Source organism: Microbacterium sp. A93 (genome assembly GCF_051842835.1).
The window spans coordinates 704540-724162 of record NZ_JBPXMT010000002.1 but is presented as its reverse complement, the minus strand read 5'-3'; the positions used below and the strand labels follow the sequence as shown (position 1 = coordinate 724162).

The window sequence follows — 19623 nt, the reverse complement described above, 5'->3', positions numbered from 1 at the left end:
CGGCCAGAGCCGGATCAGGCGGACAGTTCCGTGCGGCCCTTGGTCCGGCGGGTGGCCAGGATGGCGCGACCGGCGCGGGTACGCATCCGGGCGCGGAAACCGTGCTTCTTGGCCCGGCGGCGGTTATTCGGCTGAAAAGTCCGCTTGCTCACTTTGATCTCTCCACAACGTGTGTATGCGCCCGGACCCGTTGTACCTGGGGGAAGAACCGGTAGACGCTCTGACTAGGACTTCCTCGCGCTCGGACACCGGTCCACTTCCAGGTGGGCCTGATGGTGTCCGCCGGTTGACTGTGCCCTGTGGATGGTCCGCACGGGGCGGACGTTTCAGAGCACGGTTGAACAACCCCGCGGGGACCTATCAAGTTTAGGGATACAGCCCCATCGCGGTCAAATTACCCGCTCCCGCACCCGGGGACCCCGACCCGCTAGCCACCCCGCACCCTCGGCAGGTACTCTGCCCAAAGTTATCCACTGCCTGTGAATAACTTTGTGGATTGTCGGTAGACTCGGCTCGAACGCCAACGGAAGGACCCCAGCCCCCCATGGTTGCAGATGAGGCCGTCAGCAGCTCGTGGCGCAAAGTGGTCCGCACCCTGGAGGAAGACCACCGGGTGACCCCCCGCCAGTTCGGGCACGTCGGCCTCGCCCAGCCTCAGGGACTGATCGGCAGCACCCTCCTGCTCGCCGTGCCGAACGAACTGACGCGTGAAGTCCTGCAGACACATCTCAAGGACCCCTTGGCCGAGGCGCTCCAGAACGTGTTCCGCACCGAGATCCTGTGCGCCTACTCCATCGACTCATCCCTGCTGTCCCCCCTGGTGGAGGATTCGCCGCTGCCCCCCACCCCGGCAGCTCCCCTCCGTGAGGCGCCCCGAGCCGGCTCGGCCGCCTCGCCACACGCCCCGGCACCGTCGTCCGCTCCCGCTCCGGCGCCGCCGTCGACCTCGGACGAGACCAGTCGACTCAACCCCCGCTACCACTTCGAGACCTTCGTCATCGGCTCCTCGAACCGCTTCGCCCATGCTGCGGCCAATGCCGTGGCCGAGGCGCCCGCGAAGGCGTACAACCCGCTGTTCATCTATGGGGACTCCGGTCTGGGCAAGACCCACCTCCTGCATGCGATCGGCCACTACGCCCGGCACCTCTACCCAGGACTGCGCGTGCGGTATGTGAACTCGGAGGAGTTCACCAATGACTTCATCAACTCGATCCGCCATGACGAGGGTGCCAGCTTCAAACAGCTGTACCGCAACGTGGACATCCTGCTCATCGACGACATCCAGTTCCTGGCGGACAAGGAAGCCACGATTGAGGAGTTCTTCCACACCTTCAACACGCTCTACAACAACAACAAGCAGGTCGTGATCACCTCCGACCTGCCCCCCAAGCAGCTCTCCGGATTCGAGGAGCGCTTGCGGTCTCGCTTCGAGTGGGGCCTGATCACGGACATCCAGCCACCAGACCTGGAGACCCGGATCGCCATCCTGCGGAAGAAGGCCGAGGCCGAGGGGCTCACGGCGCCCCCCGAGGTCCTGGAGTACATCGGCTCGAACATCTCCACCAACATCCGTGAGTTGGAGGGTGCGCTCATCCGGGTCACCGCATTCGCCTCACTCAACAAGCAGCCCGTGGACATCCAGCTGGCGGAACAGGTGCTCCGGGATCTCATCACCCATGAGAACGCCCACGAGATCACGGCGCCGACCATCCTCAATGAGACCGCGGCCTACTTCAACCTGACCATGGAGGAACTCACCTCCAAGTCACGGACCCGGACCCTCGTGACGGCCCGCCAGATCGCCATGTACCTGTTACGTGAGCTGACGGAGATGTCCCTACCCAAGATCGGGCAGGAACTGGGCGGCCGCGACCACACCACGGTGATCCACGCCGACCGCAAGATCCGTGAGTTGATGGCCGAGCGCCGCACGATCTACAACCAGGTCACCGAACTCACCAACCGGATCAAGCACCAGCAACGCGCCCGCTGAGAACCAGGTCCCGCTCCCAACCTGACTCGTGCCATTTCCCTATGGCGCAGATTCTTCGACCAGCTTCACGAACCGGCTCTGTTCGAACGAGTAGTGACAGACCACCCGCCGCTCCCTGCCCTTGGCATCGGCAGCCATCGTCCTGATCGATTCCTTGGCCAGCCGGCCGCGGAGTGGTTCCCGTGCTCCGGGAAATCCAGCGTGGTCGTAGGGGCCGCGGTGATCCGCGAGACCACCCAGCACTGCGGAAGCCACCCATCAGTGCCCCACCCGAAGCAGTCACCAGCAACGCGCCCGCTGAGAACCGGGTCCCGCTCCCAAGGTTGAGCCTTAACGGCAAGGTCCCTCCACAGCGAGAACCCCGGCATCAGGGCCAGCAGTCCTCGTTGTCCACAGTCATCCACAGATATCCACAGGCCGCGGAGGGCCGTTTTGCAGAGCAACCCACAGCTGTGGATAACCCTGTGGACAGTTAAGTGGACCACCCGGGCGATTCTCTGGATAACTACAGGCTTCCCTGTGAATTCACGAAAAGTCGTTCTTCAGTTGTGCACCGACCATGCACAGGGCCGACGGGCGGCGTCCACCGAGAGGTCCACAGGCACAATGGCTGAAACACACGGCTGGATCGGGTTATCCACAGTATCCACAGGACTTACTAACACTACTAACCCCTGTTAAGAATGAATCCCAAGAACATTCACCCTTCAGCCCTCCCCGGTCCACCCCGCAGGTAGCCGAACAGCGCAGGACAACCTCAGGACTCCATCAGCCCGGTCGCAGCATCAACCACATCGAAGGCTCAAATACCAACATTCGTCCCTCCGGCGAGTCACGGTAAGCTGACACAGCACCCGGCATCGGCGTGTGTACGAAGGATGCCCGGCGGGGGTATCCCCAAGACGTTGACCACCATCACCTGCCGTCTACGAGAAAGGCGGAAACTTCTGTGAAGTTCACCGTTGAGCGAGACATCCTGACGGACGCCGTCTCCTGGACCGCACGCTCCCTGTCCCCTCGCCCCCCGGTGCCGGTGCTGTCTGGTCTGCTGATCACCGCCGAGGACCAGCTCGTCTCCATCGCCGGTTTCGACTACGAGACATCGGCCCAGCTGGAGATCGAGGCGGACATCGAGACGCCCGGGAAGATCCTGGTCTCCGGACGCCTGCTCAATGACATCGTCCGTTCCCTGCCGGCAGCTCCCGTCACCGTGGAGACGGACGGTACGAAGGTCATCCTGACCTGCCGCAATTCCCGTTTCGCGCTGGCCACCATGCCGGTCGAGGAATACCCGACCCTGCCGGAGATGCCCGAGACCGCCGGCATCGTGGACGGCGACGCCTTCGCCCATGCCGTGGCCCAGGTGACGGTGGCCGCCTCCCGGGATGACACCCTGCCGATCCTGACCGCCGTGAAGTTGGAGATCGAGGGCGATCGCATCACCTTCCTGGCCACGGACCGCTACCGGCTGGCCATGAAGGAACTGAACTGGTCCCCCGCCGACCCGTCGATCTCCACGTCCCTGCTGGTCAAGTCCAAGACGCTGAACGAGGTCGCCAAGTCCTTGGCCGGCGGCGGCGAGTTGCAGCTGCGCCTGCCCCAGGAGTCCGCCACCTCCGACCTGGTCGGCTTCGCCTCCGGGGGACGCCGCACCACGAGTCTGCTGGTGGACGGCGAGTACCCGAAGATCCGGGCCCTGTTCCCCGAGACCAGCCCCATCCACGCGGTGGTGCCGACGGCCCCGCTGGTCGAGGCGGTCAAGCGGGTGGCCCTGGTCGCCGAACGCAACACCGCCGTGCGCATGGTCTTCTCCGAGGGACAGGTCACCCTGGATGCCGGTGCCGGCGACGACGCCTCCGCCAATGAGTCCCTGGACGCCGAGCTTGAGGGTGAGGAGATCACCGTGGCGTTCAACCCCTCCTACCTGGGTGAGGGCCTCAACGTCATCGACTCCCCCTACGTCCGGTTCTCCTTCACCACGGCACCCAAGCCGGCCCTGATGACGGCTCAGCAGGAGCCGGACGCCCCCGAGCAGGACGACTACCGGTACCTGGTGATGCCGGTGCGCTTGGCGAACTGACCCGTCTGCCCCCGGACGCCAGCGCCTCTCCCCGTGTATCTATCCCACCTCTCCCTGACCCAGTACCGCTCCTATGTCCAGGCCGATCTCGCCCTGGTGCCGGGGCCCAATGTGCTGGTGGGATCCAACGGGGCCGGCAAGACCAACATCGTCGAGGCGGTCGGCTACCTGGCCACCCAGGCCTCGCACCGGGTCTCCCATGACACCCCACTCGTGCACTTCGGCGCTTCGCAGGCCATCATCCGGGGGCGTATCCACCGCGGAGAGCGCACCGTGTCCCTCGAGGTCGAGATCAATCCGGGGAAGTCCAACCGGGCGGCGGTCAACCGCGGTGCACCGCAGCGGGCACGCGACGGGCTGGGGCTGCTGCGCTCCGTGCTGTTCGCCCCCGAAGACCTGGCCCTGATCACCGGGGACCCCTCCGTCAGACGCCGGTTCCTGGACGATCTGGTGGTGCAGTTGCGGCCGGCCCTCGGAGATGCCCGCAGCGACTACGACCGGGTCCTGAAGCAGCGGAACGCCCTGCTGAAGAACGCCAAGCTCTCCGGGAAGTGGACCGAGGACCATGGCCACACCCTGGCGGTCTGGGATGAGCACCTCGCCCGGGCCGGCGCCAGAGTCCTCAACGGCCGCCTGCACGTGCTGCAGATGCTGGCCGGACCCCTCACCGAGTCCTACACCGCCTTGGCCGAGGGGCGGAAGACGGCCGGATTCAGCTACGAATCCACCGTGCCCCTGGCGGCCGGCCAACACCAGGAGGTCCCGGACGAGCAGATGTTGCACGCGGCGCTCCTCGCCGAGCTCGAGTCCCATCGCAAGCCGGAGCGCGATCGGGGGGTCACCCTGGTGGGACCGCACCGGGATGACCTGGCCCTCACCCTGGGCCCGGCACCCGTCAAGGGCTATGCCTCCCACGGCGAGACCTGGTCCATGGCACTGTCCCTCAAACTGGCCAGCTACCAGGTCCTGGTCGCCGATGACCCGGACCCGGATGCCCGTCCCGTGCTGATCCTGGACGATGTGTTCGCCGAGCTGGACGCCGATCGTCGAAGCCGTCTGGCCGCCTTGACCGCAGGGGCTGAGCAACTTCTGGTGACCGCGGCCGTCGCAGGGGACATCCCCCAGGAGCTGGACGGTCCCTGGATCGGGGTGGTCCTCGGCGATGAGGGCAGCGAGATCGAGCCATGAGCCGCGAACCATGACCAGCGATGAGGGCACTCAGCCGGAGCGCGAGGGGTCACCGGACGGCATCGAGGATGAGCCCGATGCCGCCGTCGTGGCACTGAACCGGGTGCGGCAGGCGGCTGAGTCCCGGGGTGAGGTGCGCCGGCGGCGCCCCGCCCCCAACAGTCGCGGTACTGCCGGGACCACTGCGAGACCCGGGAGTCTCGGCGGGTCCGGCCGGGGCCGGCGTCGTGATCTGGATGCCCGGGACCCGCGGATGGTGGGGGACGTGTTCGGCCGGCTTGTCACCGAACGCGGGTGGTCCTCCCCGGTGGCTGTGGGTTCCGTGCTGTCCCGGTGGGACGAGCTGGTGGGGGCGGACATCGGACTGCACTGCCGGCCGGAGAGCTTCGAGAACTCCGTGGTGACCGTGCGGTGTGACTCCACGGCTTGGGCGACCCAGCTCAAGCTGCTCACCCCGGCCCTGCTGCAGCGCTTCGAGCAGGCCCTCGGCCCGGGGATCGTCACGACCCTGCGGGTCAACGGCCCGGCCGCCCCGTCCTGGCGCAAGGGACCCCGGGTGGTGAAGGGCAGGGGACCTCGGGACACGTACGGCTGACGCTGTCCTGGAGGCGGAACCCGTCAACGGCGATTTGGCGATCTAGACCCCCGGTGGGTGAACCGGGACCGGATAGTGGCTTCTTGAGTCCACCGCAACGTCGGTTCTGTCCCTTAGAAGACCTGTTTTGTCCCCGGAGTGGCCCGAATGGGGCGGCGAAACGACGCTCCGGGGGGTAGAATGTGAAGGAAACGTGCCGAAGTGGGATATCCCCTCGCCCAGCGTGCAGGGGTCCGCGTCGGCACGCGTGTTGTGCAGTCCAGTCCCACCACCAGAGGAGCCGTAGACGCCCGTGGCCGAAGAGAACAACGGCACAGATCAGAGCGGCATTCCGCAGGATCCCGCAGTCGAGGGCTCCGAGCCGGCGCAGACAGCGGAGGTGGTGGAGGCGGACAGCGTCACCTCCACGCAGATCACCGAAGCGACCCGCAAGGTGGAGCATGAGTACGGCGCCGGGGACATCACCGTCCTCGAAGGACTGGAGGCGGTCCGCAAGCGTCCGGGCATGTACATCGGTTCCACCGGCCCACGCGGCCTGCACCACCTGGTGTACGAGGTCGTGGACAACTCCGTGGACGAGGCCTTGGCCGGTTACTGCGACACCATCCACGTGACCCTGCAGGCCGACGGCGGCGTGAAGGTCCAGGACAACGGCCGCGGCATCCCCGTGGAGATGCACCCCACCGAGGGCAGGCCCACCGTGGAGGTCGTCATGACCATCCTGCACGCCGGCGGCAAGTTCGGCGGGGGCGGCTACGCCGTCTCCGGCGGCCTGCACGGCGTGGGCATCTCCGTGGTGAATGCCCTGTCCTCCCGCGTGAAGACGGAGATCCAGCGCGAGGGCGCCGCGTGGCAGATGAACTTCGCCGACGGTGGCGTGCCGCAGGGCGAGCTGATCAGGCTCGGGGACACCGAGGAGTCGGGGACCACCCAGACGTTCTACCCGGATGCCGGGATCTTCGACACGGTCGAGTTCGACTTCGAGACCTTGCGGGCCCGCTTCCAGCAGATGGCGTTCCTGAACAAGGGCCTGCGGATCACCCTGACGGACGAGCGCGCGATCCAGACCAACGAGATCCAGCAGGACGAGATCGCCGGGGACGCCGACGGTGACGGAATCCCGGGGACTGCCGCGGACCTCGCCGTCGAGGCCGAGACGGACGCGGAGCACCACGCGGACCTGATCGGCGAGGAGATGCCCGCGCCGAAGAAGCGGATGGTGGACTACCAGTACGAGAACGGGTTGCTGGACTACGTCCAGCACCTGAACGCGAACAAGAAGGTCGAGATGGTCCACGAGGACGTCATCGCCTTCGAGACGGAGGACACGGACCGCAAGATGGCCGCCGAGGTGGCCATGCAGTGGACCACGGCCTACTCCGAGTCGGTCCACACGTACGCCAACACCATCAACACGCATGAGGGCGGCACCCACGAGGAGGGCTTCCGCGCCGCGCTGACCTCCCTGGTCAACCGCTACGCGCGGGACAAGGAGATCCTGCGGGCCAAGGATGACAACCTCTCCGGCGACGATGTCCGCGAGGGCCTGACCGCCGTGCTCTCCGTCAAGCTCTCCGAACCGCAGTTCGAGGGGCAGACCAAGACCAAGCTCGGCAACTCCGAGGCCAAGGGCTTCATCCAGAAGATCGTCACGGATCAGCTCGGCGACTGGTTCGAGCGGAACCCCGGTCCGGCGCGGGACATCATCCGGAAGTCCCAGCTGGCCTCCCAGGCCCGCTTGGCGGCCCGCAAGGCCCGGGACAACGCGCGCCGGAAGTCGCCGTTGGAATCCTTCGGGATGCCCGGAAAGCTCGCGGACTGCTCCTCGAAGAACCCCGTCGAGTGCGAGGTCTACATCGTGGAGGGCGACTCGGCCGGCGGTTCGGCCAAACAGGGCCGCAACCCCGGCACCCAGGCCATCCTCCCCTTGCGCGGCAAGATCCTGAACGTGGAACGCGCCCGCCTGGACCGGGCGCTGTCCAACGCCGAGGTCCAGGCGATGATCACCGCCTTCGGCACGGGCATCGGTGAGGAATTCGACATCACCAAGCTGCGGTACCACAAGATCGTGTTGATGGCGGATGCCGACGTGGACGGCCAGCACATCACCACGCTGCTGCTGACGGTGCTGTTCCGCTATATGCGCCCGCTGATCGAGAACGGCTTCGTGTTCCTGGCGCAGCCGCCGCTCTACCGCATCAAGTGGTCCAACGCCCCGCACGGCTACGTCTTCTCGGACGAGGAGCGGGACCAGGCGCTGGCCGCCGGCGCGGCACGCGGCTGGCGCTACCCGAAGGACAACGGCATCCAGCGGTACAAGGGCCTGGGCGAGATGGACTACCAGGAGCTGTGGGACACCACCATGGATCCGGAGCACCGGACCCTGCTGCAGGTCACCATGGACGATGCCGCCGCGGCCGACGAGGTCTTCTCCATGCTGATGGGAGAGGACGTCGAATCGCGCCGGAACTTCATCCAGCAGAACGCCAAGGACGTCCGTTTCTTGGATATCTGAGCCGACCCCTCACCCCGGCGGGCTGCCGCGGGACGGTGCCGCCCGCGCGTCGGGCCCCTCCGCCGTAGCCCGCCTCAGCCGGAATCCGGCCCCATGACCACACAGAATCGAGGACCACGTCCGTGGCTGACGAGCAGAACCCCGAGCACGAGACCGAGAACACACCGGATCCTGAGAACCCTGAAAACCCTGAGCGGCCCGACGACGGCCCGGCGGCTTCCGCGGTCGAGGGGACGGTGATCGCCCCGGCGCTCTCGGATCATGACAAGGTCGAGCAGGTGGACCTGCAGACCGAGATGAAGCGGTCCTACCTCGACTACGCCATGGCCGTGATCGTGGGCCGTGCGCTGCCGGACGTCCGGGACGGCCTCAAGCCGGTGCACCGGCGCGTGCTCTACGGCATGTATGACGGTGGTTACCGCCCCGACCGCTCCTTCAACAAGTCGGCCCGCGTGGTCGGCGAGGTGATGGGCAACTACCACCCGCACGGCGACTCGGCCATCTACGACGCCCTCGTGCGCCTGATCCAGGACTGGGTCATGCGGTACCCGCTGGCCCTGGGGCAGGGGAACTTCGGCTCCCCGGGCAATGACGGCGCGGCCGCCCAGCGTTATACCGAGACCAAGATGGCGCCGATGGCCATGGAGATGGTCAGGGACATCGCCGAGGACACGGTCGACTTCCAGGACAACTACGACGGTAAGCAGCAGGAACCCACCGTCATGCCGGCCCGGTTCCCGAACCTGCTGGTCAACGGCTCGTCCGGCATCGCCGTGGGGATGGCCACCAACATCCCCCCGCACAACCTGCGCGAGGTGATCGACGGGGTCCAGTGGTACCTCGAGAACCCGGAGGCCACCCGCGAGGAACTGCTCGAGGCCATGATGCAGCGCATCAAGGGGCCGGACTTCCCCAGTGGCGCCCAGATCCTGGGCCGCAAGGGCATCGAGGACGCCTACCGCACCGGCCGCGGCTCCATCACCATGCGTGCCGTGGTCAACGTCGAGGAGCTCCAGAACCGGACCTGTCTGGTGGTCACCGAGCTGCCGTACATGGCCAACCCGGACAACCTCGCCGCCAAGATCGCCGAGATGGTGCGGGACGGCAAGCTCACCGGCATCGCGGACATGCGGGACGAGACCTCCGGCCGCACGGGGCAGCGCCTGGTGATCGTGCTCAAGCGCGATGCCGTGCCCAAGGTCGTGCTGAACAACCTGTACAAGCACACCCAGCTGCAGGAGAACTTCTCCGCGAACATGCTGGCCCTGGTGGACGGGGTGCCGCGCACCCTGTCCCTGGACGGATTCGTGCACCACTGGGTGATGCACCAGATCGAGGTCATCGTCCGGCGTACCGCCTTCCGCAAGAGGAAGGCCGAGGAGCGTGCGCACATCCTGCTGGGGCTGCTCAAGGCCTTGGACATGCTGGACGAGGTCATCGCCACGATCCGCGCCTCCGCCAGCGCAGATGCGGCCCGTGAGGCTCTGATCGCCCTGCTGGACATCGATGATGAGCAGGCCAAGGCGATCCTCAACATGCAGCTGCGTCAACTGGCCGCCCTGGAGCGTCAGGGGATCCAGGACGAGTACAACGAGCTGCAGGCGAAGATCGCCGAGTACAACAAGATCCTGGAATCCCCGGAGCGCCAACGCGAGGTGGTCTCGGTGGAGCTGGCCGAGATCGGGCAGAAGTACGGGGATGACCGCCGCTCCGAGATCATGTACGGCTATGACGGGGACATGTCCATGGAGGACCTCATCCCCGAGGAGGAGATGGTGGTCACCATCACCCGCGGCGGCTACATCAAGCGCACGCGGATCGACAACTACCGCGCGCAGAACCGCGGGGGCAAGGGCGTGCGGGGTGCCACCCTGCGCGAGGACGACGTGGTGGAACACTTCTTCACCACCTCCACCCACCACTGGATCCTGTTCTTCACCAACCTCGGCCGGGTCTACCGCATCAAGACCTATGAGCTGCAGGAGGCCGGCCGGGATGCCAAGGGCCAGCACGTGGCCAACCTGATGGCCTTCCAACCCGAGGAGCGGATCGCCCAGGTGCTTCCGCTGGCTGACTTCGGACGCGCACCGTACCTGGCCCTGGCCACCCGATCCGGGCTCGTCAAGAAGACCCTCCTCGCCGACTACGACACCAACCGCAGTGCCGGGGTGATCGCCATCCGGCTGCGCGAAGGCGACGAGGTGGTCTCCGCCCAGCTGGTCTCGGAGGAGGACGACCTGATCCTGATCTCCAAGAACGGGCAGTCCCTGCGGTTCAACGCCACCAACGAGGCCCTGCGCCCCATGGGACGTGCGACCTCCGGGGTGACCGGCATGAAGTTCCGCCCGGGTGACGAGCTGCTGACGGCGGACGTGGTCCGAGAGGACGCCTTCGTCTTCACGGTCACGGACGGTGGCTACGCCAAGCGCTCCTCGGTGAACGAGTACCGAGTGCAGAACCGCGGCGGCCTGGGGATCAAGGTCGGCAACTTCGTGGAGGACCGCGGCGAGCTCGTCGGAGGCCTCGTGGTGGAGGAGGGTGACGAGGTCCTGGTGGTGATGAACTCCGGCAAGGTGGTCCGCTCCGCTGTCACCGGTGTCCCGGCCAAGGGCCGCAACACCATGGGCGTGATCTTCGCCAAGCCGGACAAGAAGGATCGGATCATCGCGGTCACCCTCAACAACGAGAAACAGCTCAACGGCGCGGACGCTGAGAATGAGGACGGCCTTGAAGGGGATGTTACCGAGGGTGAAGTACCCTTGGACTCTGAGACGGCCGCCCCCGCCAGCGCGGAGGGGACCGACACGACCGTGACAGCCACCGAATCCGCACCGGTCGAATCCGATCCGGATGCGGAGATTGACGGAGGACAGTAGTGAGCACATCCGGAACACCCCGCTCCGGAGGCCAGCGCCCGGCCGGCGGTTCCGCGGCCCAGGGAGCCGCGCCCCGCGGACCGCAGCAGCGAACCTCGAGTCAGGGCGCCCGTCAGGGCAGCCCACGCTCGCAGGCCCCCCGTCCCGCGGGAGCCGGACCGGCCAGGCCCCAGCGGCCGGCCCAGCGGCCCAGCCAGCAGGGGCTCGTCCGCCCGGCGCCCAAGGCCAAGGTCCGCAAGGCCCGGCTCCTGGTCTCCAAGGTGGATCCCTGGTCGGTGCTGAAGATGGCCTTCCTGTTGTCCGTGGCCTTGGGGATCGTGACGGTGGTGGGAGCCGTGGTGCTCTGGACCGTCATGGACCTCACGGGGATCTTCGACCAGGTCAACGACCTGCTGGCCCAGGTACTCGGCTCCGAGGGTGGCTCCTTCACCGTCCAGCAGTTGATCTCGCTGGGTCAGGTGGCGTCCTTCGCCACCATCATCGCCGTGGTCAACGTGGTGCTGCTGACGGCCCTGAGCATGCTCGCGTCCGTGCTGTACAACATCTCCTCCACCCTCGTGGGTGGCATCGGCGTCACGCTCACCGACGACTGAGTCCGGCACGGTGAGGACAGTACGAACCGGTTCGTACTGTCCTCACCACGCCTCGCCACGAGGGGTGGGACGGATTCGTCCGTCTCCGACGGAGGCCGATCGGAGCTCGATTTTGACGGTCGGCCGGGCTGGGGTAATGTTGATTCTCGTTCCGAGGAAGCGATGACATCGCGTTTCTCGAGACATCAGGGCGTATAGCTCAGGCGGTTAGAGCGCTTCGCTGATAACGAAGAGGTCCCAAGTTCAAGTCTTGGTACGCCCACCCACGCAGTTCCCCCATCCGGCCGTGCGGCCGGGGAAGGTGGCACCATGAAGCCGGTAGTCCGTCTGGCCGTCGTGGCAGCCGGCATCGCCGCTGTGCTGGGAGTCCGCTCGTGGCGTGAGAACGAGCGCGGCAAGCAGGTCTGGAGCTCGGCCACGGATGCGCTGGACAGTCCGGGTGCCGCAGGCGAGGATCCAGCGGAAACTGATAACTGAAGACCCCTCGGGGGCATGGCGCAATTGGTAGCGCACCTGCTTTGCAAGCAGGGGGTTAGGGGTTCGAGTCCCCTTGCCTCCACCGAACGAAAGGGCCCGGGACACCGTGAGGTGTCCCGGGCCCTTTCGCGTGCCGACGGTGCCGGTGGTCACCGCGCCGAGAGCGGCCGAGAGGCAAGGGGCCGTCAGCTCCGAGGAGGGCTGACGGCCCACACGCTCACTCTGCGGACTTCGGGGTGGGGATGCCCTGGACCTTCTCCTCGGCGCCGTCCACGCTGTCCACGGTGGCGTTGCCAGCCGCGACGCTGGGGGCCGGGGTTCCGGCCGTGGCGGCGGGGGCTGCCGGGACGGAGGGGGCCTTGGCGGCCAGGTCGGGATCGGTGCCGGTGCTGGCCGCCGGTGCGGTGACCGGCTGCTTCGGCAGAGGTGCCGGGGCAGGGGTCTTCCAGGGATCCTCGACCGGCTTGGTCAGCTGCCAGACGGCGACGGCGGCCGCACCGGCGGCCACGACGATGCCGGCGACGAGCCAGCCCTTGCCGCCCTTGTTCGCCTTCTTGGCCTGCTTCTTCAACTGCTTCTCAGCGGCCGAGGCGTACTGCTCGGCGGCCTTCCGCAGCTTCTTGACGGCCTTCTTGTCACCGGTGATGTTGATCAGCGCGTTCTCGACGGCCGGGGAGATCTTGGCACCATGGGCGGCCTTGGAGGCCTGGCCCGCGACGCCGGCGAGTCGGGCTGAGGCGGCGGGGAGGTATTCACCCTCCACCTTGCTGCGGGCCTGATCGAAGGCCGGTGACAGCCGATCGAGCTGGGCCTGGACCTGTGGTGAGACTTTATCCACGGCATCGGACCAGGCGGAGTTGGCCTGGGCCAGACCGGCCTTGACCTGCGGGCTCAACTTCTCCACGGTCTCCGCCATCTGGTGGGAGGCCCGCTCACCGGCCATCCGGCCCTGGACCTTGCCCTCACCCAGACCACGTTCCGCCCAGGCCAGTGCGGCCTCGACCTTCGGTGCGGCCCAATGGGCGGCGTGGTCCACTCCGGCGTTGAAGCGGTCCTCAATGCTCGGAACAGTCGTCTTCTTGCTCATCTGAACCTCCATGACGTGCGGCTGTGCACTGGTTTGTGCCGGCATCCCACCGGTCAGCCGGTCCTGTCTCTAGCCTACGGGTTCGACGCCCGCACGGCACGGTGGTCATGGGCGCTGTGATTCGGCCCTGCGCGAAGTCACCGCCTCGACTGCCGCTGTGCGGGTCCGGGGGCCACCGGTGATGGAAGAATGGCGTTCATGACAGCCATTGCAACCCACATTGCCACCATCAAGACCACTGCCGGGGACATCCTCGTTGAGCTCTACGGCAACCACGCGCCCAAGACCGTGAAGAACTTCGTCGGCCTGTCCACCGGCGAGCAGGAATGGAAGCACCCGGAGACCGGTGAGACCCACAACGGCACCCCGCTGTACCAGGGGACCGTCTTCCACCGCATCATCAAGGACTTCATGATCCAGGGCGGCGATCCGCTGGGTCAGGGCTTCGGTGGCCCCGGCTACCAGTTCGATGACGAGATCAGCCCCGATCTGGACTTCTCGAGCCCCTACAAGCTGGCCATGGCCAACGCCGGTCTGCAGAACGGCCGCGGCACCAACGGTTCCCAGTTCTTCATCACCACGGTTCCGACCACGTGGCTGCAGGGCAAGCACACCATCTTCGGCGAGGTGAAGGATGAGGACTCGAAGAAGGTCGTCGACGCCCTGAACGCCGTTGCCACGGATGGCCGGGACAAGCCCCTCGAGGCCGTCTCCGTCGAGTCCATCGAGATCAAGGAAGCCTGAGTCTCCTTGTCCCACCAGACCTCGGGCGGTCCGGATGGCGGGGCAGGCCGGCAGTTGCCGGTCTGCCCCCGGCATCCGGACCGCCCTTCGTTCATCCGCTGCCAGCGGTGCGGACACCCCGCCTGCCCTGAATGCCAGCGGCCGGCCGCCGTCGGGATCCATTGTGTGGACTGTGCGGCCGGGCGCGGCCCGGCAGAGCCCGGCGGCACCAGCCGTTCCGCAGCCCAGGACGGGATGCCCGACGACGGCCGGGCCGGGTTCCGGCCCGGCGTCACCCCGGCAGGTGGACCCCAGACCGGATGGAGCCGACCCGCCCCACCTCAACGCAGGCCGCACGCGGGCCGGGCGTCCCTGGGTGGGCAGCCGTGGGTGACGTGGACCATGATCGGGCTGTGCGTGGTGATGTACGCCCTGCAGTGGATCACCTCGGGGCAGCGGGTGGGCATCACCGAGCAGTTCTTCTACGCGGGCGTCTTCACCTCCGCCGTGGAGGTGGAGCCGTGGCGCATGCTGACCTCGGCCTTCCTGCATTCCCTGGGCAACCCGCTGCACATCGTGTTGAACCTGTACACGTTGTGGCTCATGGGCCGCATCCTGGAACCCGTCCTCGGGTGGCCCCGCTTCCTGGCGCTCTACCTGATCTCCGCGTTCGGTGGTTCGGTGGCGGTGCTGTTGCTGTCCAACCCGTACATTCCGGTGGTGGGCGCCTCAGGGGCCGTGTACGGGCTCTTCGCGGCCCTGTTCATCGTGATGCGCAAGACCGGTGGCAAGGTGACGGGGATCGCGGCGCTGATCGGCGTGAACCTCGTGATCTCCTTCGTCCCCGGCGCCAACATCTCCTGGCAGGGCCACGTGGGCGGACTGATCACGGGCGCGGCGGTGGCGGCCGTGCTCGCGTACCTGCCCCGGCGCCCCCACGGGCCGGGATGGTCCGTCCGGGTGACCGGACGGGCCGCCACCGTCCAATGGGTGGCCCTGGCCGCCATCCTGGTGGTGCTGGTGGTCCTGGCGTTGATCGGCATGGGGCGGTTGAGTGAGCCCGCCCTCATCCAGTACTCGTTGACCAGGTAGCGGCGGACTCTCGTCGGATCCCAGACCGACATATGGCAGACGGATCCGAGAGATCTCCCTGCTGACACGGACCCGTGGGGCCCGCCCTGACCGGCCGGCCCCACGGGTCCTCTGCGTTGAGGACCCATGGACACGGAGTTGATGCGTCGGTCCGTGAACCAGCGTCCTGCTCCGTACTTATCCACAGGGTTATCCACGGATGTGGATGGAATGACACCGTTGTCATTCGGTCGCAGAGTTATCCACAGGGGTTATCCACACTGTGGATGAATCACACCAGTGTTGTTCACACTGTGGATAGCGATGTGGATAATAAACCCCCATGTCAACCGGGGAATTGACGTGCACGGTCGGGCTGGGGATAACTCGGGCGTTTTGCGGGGGTCTCGCCGGGGGTCTTCCACAATGGAGAGGGAGCGAGGAGGATCGAGCCATGGTTGACGGCGGAGACGTATCCACAGGTCGGCAGGGCGATTCCACAGGTTCCTCCCGCGACCTGGCGGACCAATTGCGATGGCACTGGGAGCAACAGCTCTCCCGGCGGCTGGAGGGCATGACCGACGAGGAGTACCACTGGGAGCCGGCACGGGGCTCCTGGGGACTCCGGCAGCGCGGGAACCCTGGACCGGACCACCCCGGGGCGGTTCAGGCCGGTAGCGGTGAATGGCTGCTGGACTTCGCCTTCCCCGAGCCGGACCCGGCGCCGGTCACCACGATCGCCTGGCGGATGGCACATGTGCTGGTGGGAGTCCTCGGCGTCCGCCTGGCCAGTCACTTCGGGGGCCCAGCCATGGACTACTTCACGTATGACTACCCCGGCACGGCAGAGGACGCCTACGGCCGGTTGGCGGACGCCGTCCGGGACTGGTGCGATGCCGTGGAGGGGCTGGACCCCTCAGCCCTGGGCGCGCCGGTGGGCGAGGCCGAAGGGCCGTGGGCGGAGCACTCGATGCTCGAACTGGTGCTGCACATCAACCGTGAGGTCATCCACCACGGTGCGGAGATGTGCCTGCTGCGGGACCTGTTCCGCGCCGAACGGATGTGAGGGCGGGGCAGGGGCCGGCGGCCGGGTGGCGGCGGGTCGGCCGGAGGCCTAGCGCCAGCGGGTGGTCATCAGGAAGCCGACGCAGGCGATGCCGAAGCCGATGCCGATGTTCCAGCCACCCGCCTGCGGGATGGGTGCGACACCCATGGTGAGGTAGTAGATGACGATCCAGATCAGGCCGACGATCATCAGACCGAACATGATGACCTTGTACCAGGTGGGCAGCGGCCCGGGTTCCTGCTCCTGAGCACGGCGTTCAGCCCGCTGCTGGGCTCGACCGGCCCTCGCGGCCTGGGTGTTGTTCTGGCCGGTCTTGCGGGACTTGGACTCGGGCACGTCGATTCCTGTTCACGATCGGTCGGTCACCTCGCCGCACCGGAACCGGCCACGGCGTAGTCTGCTTCTGACGAAGACATCCGGGCCAGTCTAGCGGCGAACACCGCCCCACCAGCCGGACCACCCCGGTCGGGAGGTGCCACGCGCCACCCGGGCCCGGTCCAGACCACTGATGCTCCCCGACCACCTCCAGACATGATGGGACCTTCCGCATGACCTCCCCGACCGCCACAAACCCCTCGGCCGCCCGGATCCTCGTGGTGGACAACTACGACAGCTTCGTCTATACGCTCGTGGGCTACCTGCGGGAGCTCGGGGCGGACACCCTCGTGGTCCGCAATGACGCCGTGAGCCTCGAGGAGGCGGCCGAGCTGGCGGTCGAACGGGACGGGATCCTGCTCTCACCGGGGCCGGGAACCCCGGCCGACGCCGGCGTCAGTGTGGCCCTGGTCCGGTGGGCCGCCGCGCAGTCCAAGCCGCTCTACGGTGTCTGCCTGGGCCATCAGGCGATCTCCGAGGCCTACGGGGCCACCGTGACGCATTCCCAGGAGCTGATGCACGGTAAGACCTCCCGCGTGTTGCACGCGGCCCATCCCATGTTCGCCGGCGTGCCGGACCCCTTCACGGCCACCCGGTATCATTCCCTGGCGGCTGTCCGCGCCACGGTCCCCCAGGAGCTGGAGATCACCGCCGAGACGGAGGGTGGGATCGTCATGGGGGTGGCCCATCGGACGGCACCGTTGTGGGGCGTGCAGTTCCACCCCGAATCCGTGCTCACGGAAGGTGGCTACCGGATGCTGGGCAACTGGCTGGAGTCCCTCGGTATGGTCGGCGCGGCCGCCCGGGCGGACACGCTCTCGCCGCTGGTCGGCTGACCGGGGTCCGCTAACCGTTCGGGCCGCGCCCGTTGTTGCTGCCGTTGCCCGGCCCGTTGCCGTTGCCGTTGTTCCGGCCCGGCCCGGGTGCGGCCGCAGCCGTCTCACTCGGGGACTCCGAGGCGCTCTCGGACTCGCTCGGTGAGGGCGAGTCGGACGGGGACGGCGAGTCGGACGGGCTGGGGGATTCACTCGATGGCGGCGGGCTGGGGTCTGCGGGGGCTTCCGCCACCTCGACGGTGACCGAGGAACCCTGGGGTACCTCCGTGCCCTCAGCCTGTTCCTGAGCGACGACAGTCCCCGGCTCGATCGGTGCCTCGCGCTCAACCCTGGACATCGTCATGCTCAATCCGAGCTCGTCCAGGGCGGCCTTGGCCTCCTCCTGGGTGCTGCCGACGAGGTTGGGAACCGTCACGTTGCCGGAGGACATCTGCAGCTCGACGGAGGATCCGGCACGCACGGTGGCCCCGAGCTCGGGGGAGGTCCCGACCAGCCGGTCCCGAGGTACATCGGCGGAGGGGACGTAGCGCACGGAGGAGATGGACAGGCCCAGACCCTCGAGGGTGTCCCGGGCCGTGGCCTCGGACTGTCCGGCCAGGTCCGTGGGGATCTGGATCTGTTCCGGTCCCATGGAGATGAAGAGGGTGATCTCCTGACCCTTCTGGGCGGTGGCCCCCTCCGCCGGTTCGGTACCGACGGCCAGGTCCCGGGGGACCTCGCTGTCATGCACCTGCTCCAGGATGGGACGGAGTTCAGCGGAGGTCAGGGCGTTCTGCGCCTCGATCTGGGTCAGGCTCGCCACGGGGGGAACCGTGACCTGGTTGGCCTCGAGATTGCGGCGGTTCAGCTCGTCCATGAGGAACCATCCACCGGCCACGGCGCCCAGGGCAAGGATTACCACGAGGATCGGCACCCAGATTCGGTGGCCCCGGCGCTTCGTGGGGGTGCGGCCGAGGGGGGGTGCCCCGCCCAGATCCAGCGGATGCCCGGTGGTCTCGGCCGCCTCGGACGGGGTGGCAGCGGTGGGGGTGTCCCGGCGGCCCGGCCCGGCGGAGGCCGAGTGGTACTCCTCGGCAGGTCCGCTCCCGACGGCGGCCATCGCCTGGGTCGGTGCCGTCGGGTCCTGCACCGCAGAGGTCACGGAGGCCATGGCCTCGGTGGGGTGGTCCGCGTCGGCACCGGTCAGTCCGGCCCCGATCGCTCCGGCCGCCGCCGAGGCCGCACTCGTAGGCCGGGGTGCGTGGCCGGCGTCGGGGTTCTCCAGGGACCGCGCCAGGGCAGCCCGGAACTCGAGTCCGGACTGGAAACGTTCCACGCGGTCCTTGGCCAGGGAACAGGCGACCACGGCGTCGAGGGAGGCAGATACCAAGGGGTTGAGGGTGGAGGGGGTGGGCGGTTCTTCGTTGGCGTGCTGATTGGCCACGGCCACGGAGGAATCCCCCACGAAGGGTGGCCGGCCCGTCAGGAGTTCGAAGAGCAGGCAACCGGCAGAGTACAGGTCCGAACGAGAATCGACAGACTCGCCGCGGGCCTGCTCCGGGGACAGGTACTGGGCGGTGCCGACCACGGCCTGGGTCTGCGTCATCGTGGCGGCCGAGTCGGCGAGGGCCCGGGCGATGCCGAAATCCATGACCTTCACCGCGCCGGAGGTGGTGACCATGATGTTGGCGGGCTTGATGTCCCGGTGGACGATTCCCTGCTCATGGCTGTAGTTCAAGGCGGTCAGGACCTCAGAAGTCCACTCGACAGCCTGTTCCACGGTGATCTCGCCATGGTCCAGCAGGTATCGCAAGGTGCGGCCGTCTACGAACTCCATGACGATGAAGGGGCAGACGACACCCTGGTAGGCACCATCCTCGAACTCTTCCTCACCCGTGTCGAAGACGGAGACGATGTTGGGGTGGTTCAGTGCGGCGGACGACTGGGCCTCGCGGTGGAAGCGGGACTGGAACTGCGGATCACGGGCCAGAACCGGTCGCATCAGCTTGATGGCCACCTTGCGGCCGAGCTTCTGGTCCCGTCCCTGATGCACATCGGCCATGCCACCCTGGCCTATGAGCTCACCGACCTCATACCGGCCGTTGAGGATGCGTTGATGCGGCACTGTGGTTCGTCCTGTTCTCGCCATAGCCATAGGTCCTTGGATGG

At 67.2% G+C, this 19623-nt stretch carries 16 protein-coding genes and 2 tRNA genes; 14 read left to right on the top strand and 4 right to left on the bottom strand.

Features of this window, described 5'->3' with window-relative positions:
* Positions 1–14: 14 nt before the first annotated feature.
* A complete protein-coding gene (gene rpmH / locus ACSU1G_RS07645) occupies positions 15–152 on the bottom strand; it encodes a 50S ribosomal protein L34 (RefSeq protein WP_115932474.1) in 138 nt (45 codons plus the stop codon).
* A 392-nt stretch (positions 153–544) separates the two neighbouring features.
* Here rpmH and dnaA point away from each other — a divergent pair, with 392 nt between their 5' ends.
* From dnaA to ACSU1G_RS07595, 10 genes are all read left to right on the top strand, one after another.
* Positions 545–1993, top strand: coding sequence for a chromosomal replication initiator protein DnaA (gene dnaA, locus ACSU1G_RS07640; RefSeq protein ID WP_439279313.1), 1449 nt, complete (start codon positions 545–547; stop codon positions 1991–1993).
* A 949-nt stretch (positions 1994–2942) separates the two neighbouring features.
* Entirely contained in the window at positions 2943–4073 is a 1131-nt protein-coding gene (dnaN, locus tag ACSU1G_RS07635) for a DNA polymerase III subunit beta (RefSeq protein WP_439279312.1), read from the top strand.
* Between the two features lie 33 nt (positions 4074–4106).
* Positions 4107–5261, top strand: a complete 1155-nt coding sequence (recF, locus tag ACSU1G_RS07630; RefSeq protein ID WP_439279311.1) for a DNA replication/repair protein RecF — start codon at positions 4107–4109, stop codon at positions 5259–5261.
* A gap of 10 nt (positions 5262–5271) precedes the next feature.
* The gene (locus ACSU1G_RS07625) at positions 5272–5856 is read left to right on the top strand and encodes a DUF721 domain-containing protein (RefSeq protein WP_439279310.1); all 585 of its coding nucleotides are present in this window, start codon (positions 5272–5274) and stop codon (positions 5854–5856) included.
* 412 nt (positions 5857–6268) lie between these two features.
* Positions 6269–8371: a DNA topoisomerase (ATP-hydrolyzing) subunit B gene (gene gyrB, locus ACSU1G_RS07620; RefSeq protein ID WP_439279417.1), complete on the top strand. Its 2103-nt coding sequence runs from the start codon at positions 6269–6271 to the stop codon at positions 8369–8371.
* Between the two features lie 236 nt (positions 8372–8607).
* On the top strand, positions 8608–11247 hold the full coding sequence (gene gyrA, locus ACSU1G_RS07615; protein ID WP_439279416.1) for a DNA gyrase subunit A: 2640 nt from the start codon (positions 8608–8610) through the stop codon (positions 11245–11247).
* A complete protein-coding gene (locus tag ACSU1G_RS07610) occupies positions 11247–11840 on the top strand; it encodes a DUF3566 domain-containing protein (RefSeq protein ID WP_439279309.1) in 594 nt (197 codons plus the stop codon). Before gyrA ends, ACSU1G_RS07610 begins: the two co-directional genes overlap by 1 nt.
* A 188-nt stretch (positions 11841–12028) precedes the next feature.
* A tRNA-Ile gene (locus ACSU1G_RS07605) sits at positions 12029–12102 on the top strand.
* A 47-nt stretch (positions 12103–12149) separates the two neighbouring features.
* Positions 12150–12317, top strand: coding sequence for a hypothetical protein (locus tag ACSU1G_RS07600; RefSeq protein WP_439279308.1), 168 nt, complete (start codon positions 12150–12152; stop codon positions 12315–12317).
* Between the two features lie 9 nt (positions 12318–12326).
* A tRNA-Ala gene (locus ACSU1G_RS07595) sits at positions 12327–12399 on the top strand.
* Between the two features lie 135 nt (positions 12400–12534).
* Here the strand turns inward: ACSU1G_RS07595 and ACSU1G_RS07590 are convergent.
* Positions 12535–13404 (bottom strand): hypothetical protein, encoded by an 870-nt coding sequence (locus ACSU1G_RS07590; protein ID WP_439279307.1) that lies wholly within the window; start codon positions 13402–13404, stop codon positions 12535–12537.
* 198 nt (positions 13405–13602) lie between these two features.
* Here ACSU1G_RS07590 and ACSU1G_RS07585 point away from each other — a divergent pair, with 198 nt between their 5' ends.
* The 3 genes from ACSU1G_RS07585 (at position 13603) to ACSU1G_RS07575 (ending at position 16264) form a co-directional block, all read left to right on the top strand.
* On the top strand, positions 13603–14148 hold the full coding sequence (locus ACSU1G_RS07585) for a peptidylprolyl isomerase (RefSeq protein WP_439279306.1): 546 nt from the start codon (positions 13603–13605) through the stop codon (positions 14146–14148).
* 6 nt (positions 14149–14154) lie between these two features.
* The gene (locus tag ACSU1G_RS07580) at positions 14155–15219 is read left to right on the top strand and encodes a rhomboid family intramembrane serine protease (RefSeq protein WP_439279305.1); all 1065 of its coding nucleotides are present in this window, start codon (positions 14155–14157) and stop codon (positions 15217–15219) included.
* Positions 15220–15652: 433 nt separating this feature from the next.
* A complete protein-coding gene (locus ACSU1G_RS07575) occupies positions 15653–16264 on the top strand; it encodes a DinB family protein (protein WP_439279304.1) in 612 nt (203 codons plus the stop codon).
* 48 nt (positions 16265–16312) lie between these two features.
* On the opposite strand, the gene ACSU1G_RS07570 is transcribed toward ACSU1G_RS07575, so the two are convergent.
* Positions 16313–16600: a cell division protein CrgA gene (locus ACSU1G_RS07570; RefSeq protein ID WP_439279303.1), complete on the bottom strand. Its 288-nt coding sequence runs from the start codon at positions 16598–16600 to the stop codon at positions 16313–16315.
* A gap of 212 nt (positions 16601–16812) precedes the next feature.
* Between ACSU1G_RS07570 and ACSU1G_RS07565 the strand changes: the two genes are divergently transcribed.
* Positions 16813–17475, top strand: coding sequence for an anthranilate synthase component II (locus ACSU1G_RS07565; protein WP_439279302.1), 663 nt, complete (start codon positions 16813–16815; stop codon positions 17473–17475).
* Between the two features lie 10 nt (positions 17476–17485).
* Here the strand turns inward: ACSU1G_RS07565 and pknB are convergent, their stop codons facing one another.
* The gene (gene pknB, locus ACSU1G_RS07560; RefSeq protein WP_439279301.1) at positions 17486–19603 is read right to left on the bottom strand and encodes a Stk1 family PASTA domain-containing Ser/Thr kinase; all 2118 of its coding nucleotides are present in this window, start codon (positions 19601–19603) and stop codon (positions 17486–17488) included.
* Between the last annotated feature and the right edge of the window lie 20 nt (positions 19604–19623).